The 17,952-nt window shown below is 71.8% G+C and carries 16 protein-coding genes; 5 read left to right on the top strand and 11 right to left on the bottom strand.

Annotated elements, in window-relative coordinates; all coding sequences use genetic code 11:
* Positions 1-81: 81 nt before the first annotated feature.
* From A9O67_RS06835 to A9O67_RS06825, 3 genes are read left to right on the top strand one after another with little or no spacing between them, the layout of a single operon-like run.
* The gene (locus A9O67_RS06835) at positions 82-825 is read left to right on the top strand and encodes a hypothetical protein (protein ID WP_068608717.1); all 744 of its coding nucleotides are present in this window, start codon (positions 82-84) and stop codon (positions 823-825) included.
* Positions 767-2,098 (top strand): DNA polymerase Y subunit UmuC family protein, encoded by a 1,332-nt coding sequence (locus A9O67_RS06830; protein ID WP_068608714.1) that lies wholly within the window; start codon positions 767-769, stop codon positions 2,096-2,098. The genes A9O67_RS06835 and A9O67_RS06830 overlap by 59 nt, the downstream gene beginning before the upstream one ends.
* Positions 2,095-5,340, top strand: coding sequence for an error-prone DNA polymerase (locus A9O67_RS06825; protein WP_068608713.1), 3,246 nt, complete (start codon positions 2,095-2,097; stop codon positions 5,338-5,340). Before A9O67_RS06830 ends, A9O67_RS06825 begins: the two co-directional genes overlap by 4 nt.
* A 13-nt stretch (positions 5,341-5,353) precedes the next feature.
* Here the strand turns inward: A9O67_RS06825 and ispH are convergent, their stop codons facing one another.
* Positions 5,354-6,295 (bottom strand): 4-hydroxy-3-methylbut-2-enyl diphosphate reductase, encoded by a 942-nt coding sequence (gene ispH, locus A9O67_RS06820; protein ID WP_068608711.1) that lies wholly within the window; start codon positions 6,293-6,295, stop codon positions 5,354-5,356.
* On the bottom strand, positions 6,295-6,741 hold the full coding sequence (locus A9O67_RS06815; RefSeq protein ID WP_068608709.1) for an FKBP-type peptidyl-prolyl cis-trans isomerase: 447 nt from the start codon (positions 6,739-6,741) through the stop codon (positions 6,295-6,297). The genes ispH and A9O67_RS06815 overlap by 1 nt, the downstream gene beginning before the upstream one ends.
* 60 nt (positions 6,742-6,801) lie before the next feature.
* Between A9O67_RS06815 and radC the strand changes: the two genes are divergently transcribed.
* Both radC and A9O67_RS06805 read left to right on the top strand, forming a co-directional pair.
* On the top strand, positions 6,802-7,473 hold the full coding sequence (radC, locus tag A9O67_RS06810) for a RadC family protein (protein WP_068608707.1): 672 nt from the start codon (positions 6,802-6,804) through the stop codon (positions 7,471-7,473).
* A 61-nt stretch (positions 7,474-7,534) separates the two neighbouring features.
* Positions 7,535-8,197, top strand: coding sequence for a Smr/MutS family protein (locus A9O67_RS06805; protein WP_068608705.1), 663 nt, complete (start codon positions 7,535-7,537; stop codon positions 8,195-8,197).
* 15 nt (positions 8,198-8,212) lie between these two features.
* Here A9O67_RS06805 and A9O67_RS06800 read toward each other — a convergent pair whose 3' ends face one another.
* The 9 genes from A9O67_RS06800 to A9O67_RS06760 are packed head-to-tail and all read right to left on the bottom strand — an operon-like array spanning position 8,213 to position 17,926.
* Entirely contained in the window at positions 8,213-10,765 is a 2,553-nt protein-coding gene (locus tag A9O67_RS06800) for an ABC transporter permease (RefSeq protein ID WP_068608703.1), read from the bottom strand.
* Between the two features lie 22 nt (positions 10,766-10,787).
* Positions 10,788-11,432: a uracil phosphoribosyltransferase gene (upp, locus tag A9O67_RS06795; protein WP_068608701.1), complete on the bottom strand. Its 645-nt coding sequence runs from the start codon at positions 11,430-11,432 to the stop codon at positions 10,788-10,790.
* Positions 11,429-12,304, bottom strand: coding sequence for a formate dehydrogenase accessory sulfurtransferase FdhD (locus A9O67_RS06790; RefSeq protein ID WP_068608699.1), 876 nt, complete (start codon positions 12,302-12,304; stop codon positions 11,429-11,431). The genes upp and A9O67_RS06790 overlap by 4 nt, the downstream gene beginning before the upstream one ends.
* 15 nt (positions 12,305-12,319) lie before the next feature.
* Positions 12,320-12,655: a hypothetical protein gene (locus A9O67_RS06785; protein ID WP_068608697.1), complete on the bottom strand. Its 336-nt coding sequence runs from the start codon at positions 12,653-12,655 to the stop codon at positions 12,320-12,322.
* 22 nt (positions 12,656-12,677) lie between these two features.
* The gene (locus tag A9O67_RS06780; RefSeq protein ID WP_068608695.1) at positions 12,678-13,835 is read right to left on the bottom strand and encodes a formate dehydrogenase subunit gamma; all 1,158 of its coding nucleotides are present in this window, start codon (positions 13,833-13,835) and stop codon (positions 12,678-12,680) included.
* A gap of 16 nt (positions 13,836-13,851) precedes the next feature.
* Entirely contained in the window at positions 13,852-14,103 is a 252-nt protein-coding gene (locus A9O67_RS06775; protein ID WP_068608693.1) for a hypothetical protein, read from the bottom strand.
* Positions 14,104-14,105: 2 nt separating this feature from the next.
* On the bottom strand, positions 14,106-14,708 hold the full coding sequence (fdh3B, locus tag A9O67_RS06770) for a formate dehydrogenase FDH3 subunit beta (protein WP_068608691.1): 603 nt from the start codon (positions 14,706-14,708) through the stop codon (positions 14,106-14,108).
* Between the two features lie 10 nt (positions 14,709-14,718).
* Positions 14,719-17,688 carry a formate dehydrogenase subunit alpha gene (locus tag A9O67_RS06765; protein ID WP_068608689.1) on the bottom strand — a complete coding sequence of 990 codons (2,970 nt, stop codon included), beginning with the start codon at positions 17,686-17,688 and terminating at the stop codon, positions 14,719-14,721.
* 22 nt (positions 17,689-17,710) lie between these two features.
* On the bottom strand, positions 17,711-17,926 hold the full coding sequence (locus A9O67_RS06760; RefSeq protein WP_068608688.1) for a hypothetical protein: 216 nt from the start codon (positions 17,924-17,926) through the stop codon (positions 17,711-17,713).
* Positions 17,927-17,952 lie beyond the last annotated feature (26 nt).

The following is a 17,952-nucleotide window of genomic DNA, read 5'->3' as shown; positions in this document are numbered from 1 at the left end:
CGCCTCGGCACCCTTCGCCAGCCATCCCCCGCGCGAGCCCACGGCGTTTGCTTGGATACTGTTTTTTTGTACAGTATTGGTATGGCACCGAACCCCCTGCGCCACGACGTCTGGTGGGCCGACCAGATGGCCCCGGTCACGCTGGCCACCCACACGACCGGGTGGGCGGCGCTGGACGCCGTGCTGCCGGGCGGCGGATGGCCGCTGGGTGCCGTGGTCGAATGCGCGCTGGATGCCGACACCCTGCCCTGGCGGCTGCTGCTGCCGGCGCTGCAGACGGCCGCCCAGCAGGGCCCGCTGGTGCTGATCGGCCTGCCGCTGGAGCCCAACGCCCACGCCTGGGCCGCCCAGGGGGTGGCCCCGGAGCGGCTGCTGCGCCTGCAGCCCACGGGCGATGCCGACGCCCTGTGGGCGGCCGAGCAGGCGCTGCGCTGCCCCGACGTCAGCCTGTGCTGGGTGCATTGGCTGCGGCCGACGGCAGGGCTGGTGCGCCGGCTGCAACTGGCGGCCTCGACCGCGCAGCGCGACGGCACCCGGCCCGGCGCATGGCCGGCCCCGCTGGTGCTGGCCAGCCATGACCGGGCGCACGGCTTGCCCGCCTCGGCCGCACCGCTGCGGCTGGACATCGGCGCGGGCGATGCCGATGGCCTGACGGTGCACATCCGCAAGCGACGCGGCCCACCGCTGGCGCACCCCGTGCGGCTGCAAGCCCCGCTGCCACTGCGCCGGTTGCTGCCCCCATCCCCGCAGGAAGACCCCACCCGCCATGCCACCGAATGCCCTGTGGATCGCCTGCCTGCCCGCCTACGGCTCGTCCACCCCTGAACCCGCAGGCCCCTGGCTGGCCCGCTACGGCCCGCAGCCCGTACTGCACGAGGACGGCTGGCTGCTGGAGCTGTCGGCCAGCCAGCGGCTGTTTGGCGGGCGGGCAGCCCTGCTGCGGCGCCTGCGGCACGAAGGGGCCGCCTTGGGCTGGGGGCGGCTGGGGGCCGCGCCGACCGCCCTGGCCGCCTTGGCGGTCGCCCGCGCCACCCCCGCGGCCGGCGGCTTCGGTCACGCCCTGGGGCCGGACTGGTCGGCCCGGCTAGATGCGCTGCCCGCCAGCCACTTGGGCCCCGCCCGGCCGCATCGACCGGTGTTGGACGCCCTGGGGCTGCGCACACTGGGGGACTTGCGCCGCTGCCCGCGCGCGGGGCTGGCGCGCCGCACCGCGCCGGGCCTGCTGCAGGCGCTGGACGCGTTGTACGGTCAGGCACCGCTCGCCCTGCCCGGCTGGCAGGCACCGGAACGCTTTCACCAGACCCTGGCGCTGCCTGCCCCCAGCGCCGAGACCGCCGCCCTGGCCTTCGCGGGCCAGCGGCTGCTGGGCCAGTTGACGGCCTGGCTGCAGCAGCGGCAGGCCGGTGTGTTGCACTGGCGACTGGGCTGGCAGGGTCGCCCCGCGGCAACGGCCCTGGACTTCCGGCACCGGCGGCCCACGCGGGACACCCGGCTGCTGCGCTCGCAGCTCCACGACGCCCTGGCGCGCACCCGCCTCGATGCCGCGGTCGACGGGCTGTGGCTGGAAACCGTCCATGTCGTCCCGTGGAGCCCGGCATCTGCCACGCTGCTGCCGGACCGGCCAGCCGACGATGCCCTGAGCTGGGAGGCGCTGCTGGAACGACTGTCGGCCCGGCTCGGCCCGGCACGGGTGCAGACCGTGCAGCGCGCCGCCCATTGGGATCCGGCACGGCGTCAGCGATGGCGCGCCGCCCTCCAAGCCCCCCTGGAGACCGAGGGACGCCGCGGCAGCGACCATGCGGCTGCGGCCCCTGCGCTCGCCCTGGCCGCCATGGCCACCCTGTGGGAGCCCCCCTGGTGGCTGCCACAGCCACGGCGGCTGGACACCGGCCCCGACGGGCACCCGCGCCTGAAGGGCCAGCGCTTGCGGCGGGTGCTGGGGCCGCAGCGCATCGCCACCGGCTGGTGGGACACCCCGGTGGCATGGGAGATGGGCGTGGCCACCTCGGCAGATGGGCGCTGCTGGTGGCTGCACCGCCACGCCCAGCCCGGCCCAACCAGCCCGGGGGAGTGGCGGCTTGCGGGGGTGTACGCATGACCGCGCCGGCCGCCCTGTTCACGCTGAGCCACTTCAGCTTCCTGCGCGGTGCCGCCAGCCCCGAAACTTTGGTCAGGCAGGCCCACGCGCTGGGGTATGCCGCGCTGGCACTGACCGACGACAACACCCTGGGCGGGGTGGTGCAGGCCCACGTGGCCGCGCGCGCATGCGGCCTGCCGCTGCTCGTGGGCAGCCACTGGCGGGTGCGCTGGCCGGTGCTGCCGGGCGGCGGATTCACGCTGGTGGCCTGGGCGGCGGACCGGGCCGGCTATGGCCAGCTCAGCGCCTGGATCAGCCGGCTGCGCCAGGGCCAAGCCACTGCGGCAAACGGCCGGGAACGCCACACCGCCGTCGCCGCAGACCCGCAGGCCCTGCCGCTGCACACGGACATCGACGACGTCCCCGACCTGCCCGGCTGCCTGCTCATGGCCGTGCCCTGGGCCTGGGCGCTGCCATCGGCCGACGACACCGCCTGGGCCACCGGCCTGCACGCCCTGGGGGGCTGGCTGCGCGAGCGAGGGGCGGACCGGGGCTGGCTGGGCATCACGGCCGAGGGGCGGCTGGAGGATGCCGCCTGGCAACGACGGCTGCTGGCCGCCGCCGCCCGCGCCGGCGTGCCCGCCGTCGCCGCGCCCGAAGTGCGCATGAGCCACCCCGGCGAGCAGCCCCTGCTCGACACCCTGACCGCGATCCGGCTGCAGCGCCCGCTGGCGGAGTGTGGATTGGCCCTCAGCGCGAATGCCGAGGCGCACCTGTGGCCCGCCGCCCGCTGGCAGCGCCGCTTCGCCCCAGGTTTGATCGAGGCCACACGCGCCATTGCGCAGCGCTGCACCTTCCGGCTGGACGAGCTGCGCTACGAATACCCACCCGAGATCGTGCCCGAAGGCCGCTCGCCCGCGCAGCACCTGCGCGCTCTGGTCGAGGCCGGCGCGCGCCAGCGCTACCCCCAGGGGACGCCCGCTGCCGTACAGGCCCAGATCGCGCACGAGCTGGCCTTGATCGGCGAGCTGGCCTACGAAAAATATTTTCTGACCGTGCACGACATCGTGCGGTTTGCGCGCGAGCGCGGCATTCTGTGCCAGGGGCGGGGCTCCGCCGCCAACTCCGCGGTGTGCTACTGCCTGGGCATCACGGAGGTCGACCCCGCGCGCCACCCTGTGCTGTTCGAGCGCTTCATCAGCCGGGCGCGGGCCGAGCCGCCGGACATCGACGTCGACTTCGAGCACCAGCGCCGCGAAGAGGTCATCCAGTACCTGTACGCCAAATATGGCCGCGAGCGGGCCGCACTGGCCGCCAGCCTGATCCGCTGGCAGGGCCGCAGCGCCCTGCGCGACGTGGGCAAGGCGCTGGGATTTGCCCCCGACGCGGTGGACGCGCTGGCCCGCCAGTGCCGCCATCAGGCGCCACGGGATCTGGCCCCCGAGGCCGTGGCAGCCGCCGGTCTGCGCCCGGACGACCCGGCCGTTCGGCGCTGGCTGGATCTGGCCCAGGCCCTGGTGGGCGCGCCCCGGCACCGCTCGCAGCACACGGGCGGCTTCGTGCTGACCCGCGAGCCGCTGACCCACACCGTGCCGGTGGTCCCGGCGGCGATGCCGGGACGCACCGTCATCGAGTGGGACAAAGACGACATCGATGCGCTCGGCCTGCTCAAGGTGGACGTGCTGGCCTTGGGCATGCTCACCGCGCTGCACGGGGCGCTGCGGCTGGTCAGCCAGCGGCGCGGCCGCCCGTTCACCCTGGCCGACATTCCGCCCCACGACGACGCCACCTTCGCCATGATCCAGCGCGCCGACACGGTGGGCGTGTTCCAGATCGAGAGCCGGGCCCAGATGAGCATGCTGCCGCGCCTGCGGCCGGCCTGCTTTTATGACCTGGTGGTGCAGGTGGCCATCGTGCGGCCCGGGCCCATCCAGGGCGGCATGGTCCACCCCTACCTGGCTGCCCGCGAGCGCCAGCGCCGGGGCGAGCCGTTGGCCCTGCCCCAGGCGGAGCTGCGTCCCGCCCTGGAGCGCACGCTCGGGGTGCCGATTTTTCAGGAGCAGGTGATGCAGATTGCCATGCTGGCCGCCGGCTTTAGCGCCGAGGAAGCCGACGCCCTGCGCCGCAGCATGGGGGCCTGGCGGCGGCGGGGAGAGCTGGAGCGGTTCGAGCAGCGCCTGCTCGACGGCATGGCCGCGCGCGGCTACGCGCCGGACTTCGCCCAGGCCATCGTGCGCCAGATCCGCGGCTTTGGGGCCTACGGCTTTCCGGAAAGCCATGCCGCCAGTTTTGCGCTGCTGGCCTGGGCCAGCGCCTGGCTGAAGTGCCACGAGCCCGCGGCTTTTCTGGCGGCGCTGCTCAATGCCCAGCCCATGGGCTTTTATGCGCCCGCGCAGCTGGTGCAAGACGCCCGGCGACACGGCGTGGTCGTACACCCCGTGGATGTGCGGATCAGCGACTGGGACTGCACGCTGGAGCCCGCCCACGGCGCCCCGGACCCCGCGGTGCGGCTGGGGCTGCGGCTGGTCCACGGACTCGGGGAGGCGGCCGGACGGCGCGTCGTAGCCGCGCGCCGCGAATGCCCCTGGACCGACGTGGACGACCTGGCACGCCGCGCCGCCCTGGATCGCAGCGCGCTGCAGGCCCTGGCGCGGGCCGACGCCCTGCGCGGACTGGCCGGGCACCGACGCCGGCAGTGGTGGGCCGTCAGCGGCTGGCATGCACCGCTGGCGCTGGAGCGGGCAGCCACCGTCCCGACGATCCCCGCGGGGATGAACGGGGCGCACGAGAGCAACGGGCCGGACGACGCGGACTGGCAACCGCCCCCCGCCCCTTTGGGCGAGGAGGTCTGGCAGGACTACGCCGGCACCGGCCTGAGCCTGCGCGCCCATCCCCTGGCGCTGCTGCGCCCGCGGCTGCCCGCCGCGCAGTGGTTGCCCGCGCAGCGGCTGCGGACCCAGCCCCACGGCCGCCTGCTGGGGGCCTGCGGACTGGTCACCGCCCGCCAGAAGCCCGCCACGGCCCAGGGCGTGCTGTTCCTGACACTGGAAGACGAAACCGGCACGGTGCCGGTGATCGTCTGGCGCCGCGTGCAAGCACACTTTCGGCAGGCGCTGCTGCAGGGGCGGCTGCTGGCCATCCGGGGCCAATGGCAGCGCCAGGGCGACGGCGAGCATGCGGTCTGCCACCTGATCGCCGGGCATGTGCAAGACCTCAGCCTCTGGCTGGGCGAGCTGGCGGTGGCCAGCCGCGACTTCCACTGACCGCGGGGCGGCGTCAATCCGCCTTCAATCCCTTGGGCAGCGGAAAGCGCATGGTCTCCACCGGCCCGTCCAGGCGGCGCACGGCGGTGGCGCCCAACGATTTGAGGCGCTGCACCACGCCTTGCACCAGCGCTTCCGGGGCGGACGCACCGGCCGTCACCCCCACGCGGGGGGCCCGGGCAAACCACTCGTCGCGCAGCTCCGACGCGTCGTCGACCATGTAGGTGGGCACGCCCAGGCGCTCGGCCAGCTCGCGCAGGCGGTTGGTGTTGGAGCTGGTGGGGCTGCCCACCACGATGACGGCATCCACCTGCCGCGCCAGCGCCTTGACGGCATCCTGCCGGTTTTGCGTGGCATAGCAGATGTCTTGCTGCTTGGGCTCGCGCAGCGCGGGGAAGCGCGCGCGCACCGCCGCCAAGATCTCCGCCGTATCGTCCACGCTGAGCGTCGTCTGGGTGACGACGGCGATGCGCTCGGTCTGCGCGGGCTGCACCCGGGCCACATCGGCCACCGTCTCGACGAGGTGGATGCCGCCGTCGAGCTGGCCCATGGTGCCCTCGACCTCCGGATGGCCCGCATGGCCGATCAGGATGAACTCGTAGCCCTCGCGGCGCAGCTTGGCCACTTCCACATGGACCTTGGTGACCAGCGGACAGGTGGCGTCGAAGATCTGAAAGCCCCGGCGCTCGGCCTCGGCCTGCACGGCGCGGCTGACGCCGTGGGCGCTGAAGACCAACACCGACCCAGGCGGCACATCGGCCAAGTCCTCGATGAACACCGCGCCGCGCTGGCGCAGATCGTCGACGACGTGGCGGTTGTGCACGATCTCGTGGCGCACATAGACGGGCGCGCCAAACTTGGCCAGCGCGCGCTCGACGATCTCGATTGCCCGGTCCACCCCCGCGCAAAAGCCGCGCGGCTCGGCCAGCAGCACCTCCTGGACGGCGGCGCTCATCACAGCACCCCGATGATGTGGACCTCGAACCGCACTGGCTGGCCCGCCAGGGGATGGTTGAAGTCGAACAACACGGCCCCGTCGTCGCGCACCTCGCGCACGAGGCCGGCGTAGCTGCCCCGCCCGTCGGGGGTGGGGAACTGCACCACGTCCCCCGGGGCGTAGCGCTCGTGCGGATCGCCCAGCGCGTCGAGCAGCTTGCGCGCCACCCACTGCTGCATGTCGGGCTGGCGCTCGCCAAAGGCCTCGCCGGCCGGCAGGTCGATCACGGTGTGGGTGCCCTCCGCCAAGCCGAGCAGACGCTGCTCCAGCGCCGGCGACAACTCCCCCGCGCCGAGCGACAGCGTGGCCGGCTGGGCCGCGAACGTGTCGATGAAGGCGGTGCCGTCCGGCCCGGACAGGCGATAGTGCAGGGTCAGGAAGGAACCGGGTTGGACGACGGGCATGGTGGTCAGGCCGCACGGCGGCGCGCGAAAATGCGCATTGTAGAAAACAGGGAGGAAACCATGGTGCGTGAATTGCCCCCCGAGGCCCGTCCGCGCGAGAAACTGCTGGCGCGCGGCCCGCAGGCCCTGGCCGATGCGGAGCTGCTGGCGCTGTTGCTGCGCACGGGCCTGGCCGGTCAGCCCGTGCTGCACTTTGCCCAGGCGCTGCTGGACCGCTGGGGCGGCCTAAGCGGCTTGCTGCAGGCGACGCCGGCGCAACTGGCCAGCGTCAAAGGGCTGGGGCCGGCCAAGCGGGCCGAGCTGCTGGCCGTGACCGAGATGGTGCGGCGCGCCTTGAGCGAGCGGCTGCGCGAGCGCCCGGTGCTGGACGCACCGGCGGCGGTGATGGATGTGCTGCGGCTGCACATGGCCGACCGGGCACACGAGGTGTTTGCCGTGCTGTTTCTGGACAGCCAGCACCGCCTGATCGCGCTGGAGGAGCTGTTTCGCGGCACGCTGGACCAGACCAGCGTCTATCCGCGCGAGGTGGCCCTGCGCGCCCTGCACCATGGCGCGGCCGCCATCATCCTGGCCCACAACCACCCCAGCGGCGTGGCCGAGCCCTCGCGCGCCGACGAGGCGCTGACCCGCAACCTGAAGGCCGCGCTGGGCTTGCTGGACATCCGGGTGCTGGACCATTTCATCGTCACGCGCGCGGGCTGCACCTCGATGGCCGAGCGCGGGCTGATCTGAACCGCGCCTGCGCTGGCGCGCCCGCGACGCTGGCGGGACTTGCGGGACAATCGGCGCTGCCATGAAAGTGCGAACGCTGGCCGACCTGCGGCAGATTCAGAAGGCGATGGCCCAGCGCGCCGCGCAAGCCGCCGCGGCGCGGGCCGCCGCCGAAGCCGCCCGGCGCGAGGCCGAGGAGCGCGCGCAGCGCGACCGGCTGCTGTTCGAGCGCGCCGTCGGCCCCGTGCAGCGGCTGGCGCCGCACGGCCGCATCGAGCCGCAACGGCCGCGCCCGAGGCCGGTGCCGCACCAGCGTCAGGCCGACGAACGTGCGGTGATGCAAGCCGCCCTGAGCGACGAATTCGACGTCGAAACCCTGCTGCACACCGACGAACACCTGAGCTTTCGCCGCCCCGGCATCGGCCCCGACGTGACCCGCCGCCTGCGGCAGGGCCACTGGGCCATCCAGGCCGAGCTGGACCTGCACGGCCTGCGCACGGACGAGGCGCGGGAGCGGCTGGCGGCCTTCATCCGCGAGGCGCACAAGCACGGCCTGCGCTGTGTGCGCGTGGTGCATGGCAAGGGCCTGGGCTCGCCGGGCAAGACGCCTGTCCTCAAGGGCCGGGTACACAGCTGGTTGGTGCAAAAAAGCGAGGTGCTGGCCTTTGTGCAGGCCCGGCCGGCGGACGGCGGGGCGGGCGCTCTGGTGGTGCTGCTGCGCACGGCCAGCCATGGCCGGGCCTGAGCGGCAGGGTGGCGGTCACTGCGCGGCGCGGCGCAGCGTCTGCACCACGGGCGTGCGCAACACCCCGCGCAGGGTCCACCAGCCCGCCAGCAGCGCCAGCCCGGCACCCACCCCCGTCCCGGCCAGCGGCACCCAGCCGGAGACGCTCCAGTCGAAATCGAACACGAAACGCGCCAGCGCCCAGCCGACGGCCACCGCCACCGCCGAAGCCAGCGCCCCCGCCAGCGCGCCGACGCCGAGCAGCTCGGTGCGCTGCACCCGGCGCAGCAGACCGGACTGGGCCCCCAGCGCACGCAGCACGGCGTAGTCGCGCTCGCGCTCGGCGCGCGTGGCCCCCACCGTCGCCAGCAGCACCACCACCCCGGCCGCCAGGCTGAATCCGAACAAAAACTCCACCGCACGGATCACCTGCCCCAGCACACGCTGCACCTGGGCGACGGCGGCGCTGGTGTCTACATTGGTCACGTTGGGAAAGCGCTGCAACAGCAGCCGGTCGAACCCGGCCTGGGCCGGCGCGCGAAACGCGGCGATGTAGGTGTAGGGCACCTCCGCCGGCATGGACGGCACCGGAAACAGCGCAAAGAAATTCACATGCATCGAGGCCCAGTCCACTTTGCGCAGGCTGGTGATGCGCGCCTCGTGCGGCACGCCCGCGATGTCGAACGTCATGCGATCGCCCAAGCGCAGGCCCAGCGTCTCGGCCAGACCGGTTTCGATGCTGATGGCCCCCGCTTCGTCGGGCTGCCAGCGACCGGCGGCAAGCGGGTTGTGCGCCGGCAACTCGCGGCTGTAGGACAGGTTGAACTCGCGCTCGACCAGCCGCTGCGCGCGGTCGCCGCTGAATTGCTCCGGCCGCACGGGCTGGCCGTTGATGGCCACGAGGCGGCCGCGCACCATGGGGTACCAGTCGTAGCGGTCCACGCCCTGCGCCTGCAAATGGGCGCGGAAGGGCTCGGCCTGGTCGGGCTGGATGTTGATGACGAAGCGATTGGGCGCATCCGGCGGCGTGGCCTGGCGCCAACTGTCGATCAGGTCGGTGCGCAGCAGCACCAGCAGCACCAGCGCAAGCAGCCCCACGGCCAGGCTGGCCACCTGCACGACAGCGTAGGCCGGGCGGGCCGTGATCTGGCGGGTGGCCAGCACCAGCCAGCGGGGGGCATGGGTTTCGCGCACCAGCAGGCGCAAGGCGCCCAGCGCCCCCCAGGCGACGGCGGCAAAAATCCCCACCGCCGCCGCAAAGCCCCCGACCGCGATGACCCCCAGCGTCAGGTCCCGGCTGGCGGCCAGCAACAGGGCGGCAAAGCCCAGCGCCCCGCCGCCAAACACCGCCAGTGTGGCCGGCTGCAGGCCGCCCACGTCGCGCCGGATGACCCGCAGCGGGGGCACCCGCGCCAGTTGCAGGACCGGCGGCAACCCAAAGGTGGCCATCAAAACCAGCCCCACGCCCAGCCCCAGTCCCACCGGGGCCCACCCCGCCGCCGGCAACTGGGTCTGCATCAACCCGGACAGCCACCACACGAACACGAAGTGCACGCCAAACCCGACGGCCGTGCCGACCGCGGCCGCCGCCAGCCCGGCCAGCCCGAACGCGACGGCATAGGCGCGGGCCATCGTCGCCTGCGCCAAACCCAGCACGCGCAGCAGCGCGCAATCGTCCAGATGGCGCAGCGCATACTGGCGCGCCGCCACGGCCACCGCCACGGCGGCCAGCAGCGCGGCCAGCAGTGCGACCAGACTCAAAAATTGCTCGGCCCGCTGCAGGGTCTGCTGCAACTCCGGCCGGCCGGACTCGAAGCTCTCGATCTGGGTGCCGCGCTCGCCGGTGTCCGCCAAACGGGCCTTGGCCCATGCCTCGAACCGGCGCGCCGCCGCAGCGTCGCCGGCCACGACCAGCCGGTACTGGATGCGGCTGGCAGGTTGCACCAGGCCCGTGGCCGCCAGATCGGACTCGGCGATCAGCACGCGCGGCGCAAACGACAAAAAACCCGCGCCCCGGTCCGGCTCCAGCACCACGATGCGGGTCAGGCGAAACGGCCGGTCACCCAGCCACAAGGGCTGCCCCAGACGCAGGTCCAGGACTTCCAGCAACGCGGCATCCACCCAGGCCTCGCCCGCCGGCGGCGTGCCGGGGCCGGCCTGTCCGACCACGTCCTCTGGATCGGTCGTGGTGCGCAGTTCGCCGCGCAGCGGGTAGCCCACCGCCACGGCCTTGAGCGAGACCAGCCGCGCCTCGCCGCCGTCCGCATCGTCGGCGCGGGCCATGGTGGGGAAGGTCAGATGCCGCGTGACCGCCAGCCCCAAGGCCCGGGCCTGGGTTTCGTATTCGGGCGGCAGGGTATGGTCGCTGCGCAGCACCACGTCGCCCCCGAGCAGTTGGCGCGCGTCGCGCTGCAGGCCGGCCTGCAGGCGATGGGCAAAGAAAGCCACGGCCGTCAGTGCCGCCACCGCCAGCGCGATCGCCAGCACGAGCACGGTCAGCTCGCCGGCGCGCCAGTCGCGCCACAGGGCGCGCCAACCCAGGGTCCAGGCGGACGGGGCGGCGCGGGAGCGGTCGGTCGGGGTCGTCACGCGGGTACGACCGGGCGACGCCTCACTTGGTTCCGAAGATGCGGTCGCCGGCGTCGCCCAGGCCCGGCACGATGTAGCCGTGGTCGTTCAGGCCGCGGTCCACCGCCGGGGTGTAGATCGGCACGTCCGGGTGGTGGGCGTGGAAGTTGGCGATGCCTTCCGGGCACGCCACCAGGCAGACGAAGCGGATGGAACGCGGCGTCAGGCGCTTGAGCAGATCCACCGCCGCCACCGCCGAGTTGCCGGTGGCCAGCATCGGGTCGAGCACGATAACGTCGCGCTCCTCCATGCCAGAGGGCATCTTGAAGTAATACTCCACCGGCTTGAGCGTGGCCGGGTCGCGGTACAGGCCGATGTGGCCGACGCGGGCGCTGGGCAGCACCTCCAGCATGCCGTCCAGAAAGCCGTTGCCGGCGCGCAGGATCGAGGCCAGCACGGTCTTCTTGCCGTCGATCATGCGGCCGGTGGTGGACTCCAGCGGGGTTTCGATGGTCACCTCGTGGGTGGGGATGTCGCGCGTGACCTCGTAGGCCAGCAGGGCGCTGAGTTCGTGGATGAGCTGGCGAAAGGTCTTGGTGCTGGTGTCTTTGCACCGCATCAGTGTCAGCTTGTGCTGCACCAGCGGGTGATCGATGACGTGGACTCGACGTTCGGCGGCTTCACTCATGGCAGCGGAGTATCCCACACCAGCCGCTCAGGGTGGGTGTAGCACAGGAAGCGCGTGTGGGTGGCGCGGCCGATGGCGCACAGGCCCAGCCGCTCGGCCACCTCCAGCCCCATTTGCGTGATGCCGCTGCGCGACACGACGATGGGCACGCCCATCTGCGCGGCCTTCAGGATCATCTCACTGGTCAGGCGCCCGGTGGTGTAGAAGACCTTGTCGTCGCCGCGCAGCAGCGCGCCGCCCTGCAGCCAGGTCCAGCCGGCGATGGTGTCCACCGCGTTGTGGCGGCCGACGTCCTCGACGAAGATCAGCAGCTCCTCGCCCCGGAACAGCGCGCAGCCGTGTACCGAGCCGGCGCGCTTGTAGACCGAGTCCTGCTCGCGCACCGCGCGCAGGATGGCGTAGAGCTGCGACTGGCGCAGCCGGGCGTCGGGGTCGAGCTGGATGGCGTTGGCCGCCTCCATGACGCTGGCGAAGACGCTGCCCTGCCCGCAGCCGGTGGTGACAATGCGCTGCGCGGTGCGCGCCTCCAGTTGCGGCAACCCGGCGCGCGTGCGCACCGCGGCGGCGCCGACGTCCCAATCGACGGTGATCGACTCCACCTGCGCCGGCGACTCGATCAGCCGCTGGTTGCGCAGATAGCCCAGCACCAGCCATTCCGGGTACGCACCCAGCGTCATCAGCGTGACGAGTTCGCGCTTGTCGACGTAGACGGTGAGGTCGCGCTCGGCCGGGATGTGGATCGTGCGGCGCTGGCCGAATTCATCGACCACCTCCACCGCGCGCGTCAGCGGGGCGGCGGCCGCCGACAGGCGCGGGGGGCACGGCGCAGCCGACAGCGGCGCGCCGAACGAGGACGGCTCGGACAACCACATGGGGCAGTGGGCGGATCAGGACTTTTTGGCCGGCGCGGCGGCAGGGCCGGCCGGAGCGGCGGGCGCACCGGGTTCGGCAAACCGGCCCGGGTCGGCACACGCCGGCGCCCCCGCCGGCTTGGCCGCCTGCGGATGCTGCTTGAAGTAATGTTCGGCCGCACGCTCGGCGGCCTTGCAGGTCTTGAACGCATCGACCTTGGCCTGATACGCGGCCTTGGCCTTGGCCAGCTCGGCGGCGGCCTTTTGTTCTTCGGTCAAGGTCGGGGCGGGCAGTTTGGCCCAAGCGGCGGTGCTGCCCAGCAGCGCGGCCGTCAACAGCGCCAGCCGCCACGTCGGAGTGATGGATCGCATGGTTCGGTCCCTCCTGCAATGCTCAGGTGGTGGCGCGCGCCGGAGCCACGGGCTGCGCGGCCGGGGCACTGCGCTCAGCCGGGATGCGGCCGGCCTGGATGTCCTCGTACCAGAGCTGGTGGTGCTCGCGCGCCCAGGTCTCGTCGACGTAGCCGGTCTTCATCGCCCGGTAGGCGCCTTCGGTGCCGACCGTGCCCATGTAGATGTGGCCGATGAACAGCGCCACCATCAGCAGCGCGGCGCTGGCGTGGATCATGTGCGCCAGCTGCATGTGCGCACGCAGATACTCCAGCCCCGGCACCAGCTTGTCCAGCACCAGGCCGGAGCCGACCACCACCAGCCCGAGCACGAACACGCCGCCCCAGAACACGATCTTCTCGCCAGCGTTGAAGCGGTGCGACGGCACCTCGCGGTCGCCGAACAGGCCGCCGAAGCGCGTCAGCCACGCCCAGTCCTCGCGCCGCGGCAGGTTGTCGCGCACGAAGGTGGCGATGATGATGACCAGCGACACCGCGAACAGCGGCCCGACGAAGTTGTGCACGTTCTTCAGCGCGTAGGTCAGCCAGCCGAACAGCGTGGCGCCGACGACCGGCCGCAGCACGTACTGGCCCAGCGCCATCACCAGCCCCGACACCGCCAGCAGCACGAAGGCCGCCGCGTTGGCCCAGTGCGCCGCGCGCTCGAACGGCGTGAAGCGCTCGATCCTGCGCCCGGTCTCGGGCGCGTGCAGCTTCAGCGGCCCCTTGGTGAAGTAGAAGATCGCCACCGCCAGCAGTGCGATCAGCACCAGCGAGCCGCCGTAGGGCAGGATGACGCGGTTGCGCACCTGGCGCCACGCCTCGCCGGCGTTGGTGGCGGCCGAACCGGGGTACTGCACGGTGGGCTGGATCAGCACGCCGTATTCGCGGTACGGGAAGTTGACCACGCCCTCCACGCCCTGCCCCACCTGCCGCCACATCGGCGCGTTGTTGCCGGGCTGCACCTGGGCGCGTTCGGCGTTGTTCTGCGTCGCGTAGCCGGGCTGGCTGGCCGCGTCCACCAGCGTGCGCGGTTCCCCTGCGGGAGCGGGTGCGGCCGCCGGGGCCTGCTGCGCCAGCGCCGCAGCGGCCACTGTCAGCGAGGCGGCCAGCGCCGCCAGCCGCGCCAGCGCGCGCGCGGCCGGGATCGGGATCGTGCTCATGGCCACACCTCCGGCTTCACTGGGCGGCGCCGCCCGGCGGGCGGCTGTACTCGTTCTGGCCGTACTGGGCGCGCGCACGCAGGTGCTGCGCCCAGGCGTTGCGGTCACCCGCCTGCCAGCCCGAATCGGCAAAGGCGGGCGCCGTGCTGCCACGGTACGGCGGCTGGTCGGATTTGATGCCGGTGGCGGTCTGCGGCCGCTCGCAGCCGGCCAGCAGGGCCGCGGCGAGGACTGCACCGGCGGTGAGGGTGATGGGACGCGTGCGCATGATCAAGCCCCCGCCTTGGATTGCGTGCCGTAAGCCGTGCCCCAGCCCCACACCTCGGCGCCCTTGCCACGCTGCAGCACGCGGGTGCGGAAGATGTCGGCGATCACGTCGCCGTCGCCGGCCAGCAGCGCCTTGGTGGAACACATCTCGGCGCACGCGGGCAGCTTGCCTTCCGCCAGGCGGTTGCGGCCGTATTTTTCGAATTCGGCCTGGCTGCCATTGGCCTCGGGGCCGCCGGCGCAGAAGGTGCACTTGTCCATCTTGCCGCGCACGCCAAACGTGCCCTGCCCCGGAAACTGCGGCGCGCCGAACGGGCAGGCGTAGCTGCAGTAACCGCAGCCGATGCAGATGTCCTTGTCGTGCAGGACGACGCCCTCCTCCGTGCGGTAGAAGCACTGCACCGGGCAGACCGCCATGCACGGCGCGTCCGAGCAGTGCATGCAGGCGACCGAGATCGACTTCTCACCCGGCACGCCGTCGTTGAGCGTGACGACGCGGCGGCGGTTGACGCCCCAGGGCACCTCGTGCTCGTTTTTGCACGCGGTCACGCAGCCATTGCACTCGATGCAACGCTCGGCATCACAGATGAATTTCATGCGGGCCATGGTCTGCTCCTCAGGCGCGTTCCACGTTGCAGATCGTGGTCTTGGTCTCTTGCATCATGGTCACGATGTCGTAGCCGTAGGTGGTGGCGGTGTTGGCCGCTTCGCCACGCACCAGGGGCGCGGCGCCTTGCGGGTAGTACGCCAGCATGTCCTGCCCCTGCCAGCGGCCCGAGAAGTGGAACGGCAGGAACACATGGTCCTCGGCCACCCGCGGCGTCACCAGCGCCTGCACGTTGATGCGCGCGCCGGTCGGCGTCGTCACCCACACGCGGTCGCCGTTGCGGATGCCGCGCTGCGCGGCGGCGGCCGGGTGGATCTCGACGAACATCTCCTGCTGCAGCTCCGCGAGCCACGGGTTGGAGCGCGTCTCCTCGCCGCCGCCCTCATACTCGACCAGGCGGCCCGAGGTCATCACCAGCGGGAATTTTTCGTGCAGCTTGTCCTCGACGTTCTTTTGCTGCAGCGTCTTGTACAGGATGGGCAGGCGCCAGCGGTTCTTCTGGTCGTCGTGCGTGGGGTACTTGGCGATCAGATCCGGCCGGTTGCCGTAGATCGGCTCGCGGTGCTGCGGAATCGGGTCGGGGAAGTTCCACACCACGGCGCGCGCTTTGGCGTTGCCGAACGGGTGGCAGCCGTGGTTCTTCATGAACACGCGGATCATGCCGCCCGACAGGTCAGTCTTCCAGTTCTTGCCCTCGGCGGCTTTCTTTTCTTCCTCGGTGAGCTCGTCCCACCAGCCGAGTTTTTTGAGCAGGATGTGGTCCAGCTCGGGGTAGCCGGTGGTGATGTCGGCCCCCTTGGAGTGCGAGCCGTCTTCGGCCAGCAAGCTCACGCCGTCGCGCTCGACACCGAAGTTGGCGCGGAAGTTGCCGCCACCGTCCATCACATGCTTGGAGGTGTCGTACAAATTGGGCGAGCCCGGGTGCTTGAGCTCGGGCGTGCCGAAACACGGCCACGGCAGGCCAAAGTAGTCGCCGCTCAGGTCGTAGCCCGTCTCCTTGTCGACGACCTTGCCCTTGCAGCGCAGGGTCTTGACGTCGAAGGCCTGCATGTGGCGCATGTGGGCCTTTAGCCGCTCCGGGCTCTGGCCGGTGTAGCCGATGGTCCACACCCCGCGGTTGATCTCGCGCAGGATGTCCTCGGGCACCGGCTCGTCCATGCCGTTGACCTTCTGCAGCTTGACGTTCTTGACCAGCTCGTTGGCAAAGCCCAGCCGCTGCGCCAGCTGATACATGATCATGTGGTCGCTGCGGCTCTCCCACAGCGGCTCGATGACCTTCTCGCGCCACTGGATCGAGCGGTTGGACGCCGTACACGATCCGCTGGTCTCGAACTGCGTGGTCGCCGGCAGCAGGTAGACCGCGCGGTTGGGGTTGAGGTCGGCCGGATCGCCCGGCATCGCCGCCATCGCCGCGGTGGCCGACGGGTACGGGTCGATCACCACCAGCAGGTCCAGCTTGTCCATGGCCTTCTTCATCTCCAGGCCACGGGTCTGGGAGTTGGGCGCATGGCCCCAGAAGAACACGCCGCGGATGTTGGGCCCCTGGTCGATCAGCTCGTTCTTCTCCAGCACGCCGTCGATCCAGCGCGACACGGTGATGCCGGGCTTTTCCATCATGCCCTCGGCGTAGCGCGACTTGATCCACTCGTAGTCCACGCCCCACACGGCGGCAAAGTGCTTCCACGAGCCGGCCGCCAGCCCGTAGTAGCCGGGCAGCGAATCCGGGTTGGGGCCGACGTCGGTGGCGCCCTGCACGTTGTCATGGCCGCGGAAGATGTTCGCGCCGCCGCCGCTGACGCCGATGTTGCCCAGCGCCAGCTGCAGGATGCACGAGGCGCGCACCATCGCGTTGCCGATCGAGTGCTGGGTCTGGCCCATGCACCAGACGATGGTGCCGGGGCGGTTCTCGTGCAGCATGCGCGCCACGCGCAGCATCTGCTCTTCCTTGACGCCGCAGGCCTCCTCGACCTTGTCCGGCGTCCACTTGGCCATCACCTCCTCGCGCACCTTGTCCATGCCGTAGACGCGCGCCTGGATGTAGGCCTTGTCCTCCCAGCCGTTCTTGAAGATGTGGTACAGCAGCCCGAACAGGAACGGGATGTCGGTGCCGGAGCGGATGCGCACGTACTCGTCGGCCTTGGCCGCCGTGCGCGTGAAGCGCGGGTCGACCACGATCATCTTGCAGCCCAGCTCCTTGGCGTGCAGCATGTGCAGCATCGACACCGGGTGCGCCTCGGCGGCGTTGGAGCCGATGTACAACGCCACCTTGCTGTTCTGCATGTCGTTGTACGAATTGGTCATCGCGCCGTAGCCCCAGGTGTTGGCCACGCCCGCGACCGTGGTCGAGTGGCAGATGCGCGCCTGGTGGTCGCAGTTGTTCGTGCCCCAGAAGCTGACGAACTTGCGCAGCAGGTAGGCCTGCTCGTTGCTGTGCTTGGACGAGCCGACGAAGTACAGCGCATCCGGGCCGCTCTCGTCGCGCAGCTGCTTCATGCGTGCCGCGATCTCGTCCAGCGCCTGATCCCAGCCGATGCGCTGGTACTTGCCGTTGACCAGCTTCATCGGGTAGCGCAGGCGGTACTCGCCGTGGCCGTGCTCGCGGACCGAGGCGCCCTTGGCGCAGTGCGCGCCCAGGTTGATCGGCGAGTCGAACACCGGCTCCTGCCGCACCCAGACGCCGTTTTCCACCACGGCGTCGATGGCACAGCCGACCGAGCAGTGCGTGCAGACGGTGCGTTTGACCTCCACCTTGCCGGTGCCGGCGCCGGTGGCGGCTTTGTCGGCCGCCTTGGCACGCTGCACCAGCGTCAGCTGGGTGGCGGCGAGCCCCACGCCCAGGCCCAGGCCGGAGCGGCGCAGGAAAGCGCGCCGGTCTACGGTGGGCAGCGCGCGCGACAAGCCGTGGCGCAGGCGGTCGACGAAGGCGCCCTCGCCGCGGGAGCCAGCGGCGGGGCGATGCGAAGTGCGGGTGAGCAGCATGGCCGGTCTCCTAAAGGGACGGTCAGACGCGGGTGGTGTCGTAGTAGCGCTGTACGTGGGCGCTGGCGTGATAGCCGCCGCCGCGGCGCGGGGCCGGGGTCGGCGTGGGCGCCTCGGTGACGGAGGAACGGGGGGCGACGGGTAGAACGCTGACCGCAGCGGCGGCGGCGCCCACGGCGCCAGCGGCCGCAAACCAGCGGCGGCGACCGGGCAGAACGGGGGTCGGCTCGTGCTTCATCGGGGGGCTCCTCGGCGTCGGGAATC

Origin of the sequence: Tepidimonas fonticaldi (genome assembly GCF_001675355.1) — a bacterium.
Lineage (GTDB): Bacteria > Pseudomonadota > Gammaproteobacteria > Burkholderiales > Burkholderiaceae_C > Tepidimonas > Tepidimonas fonticaldi.
The sequence above is the reverse complement of the archived record's forward strand: the minus strand, read 5'-3'. Positions and strand labels throughout refer to the sequence as shown.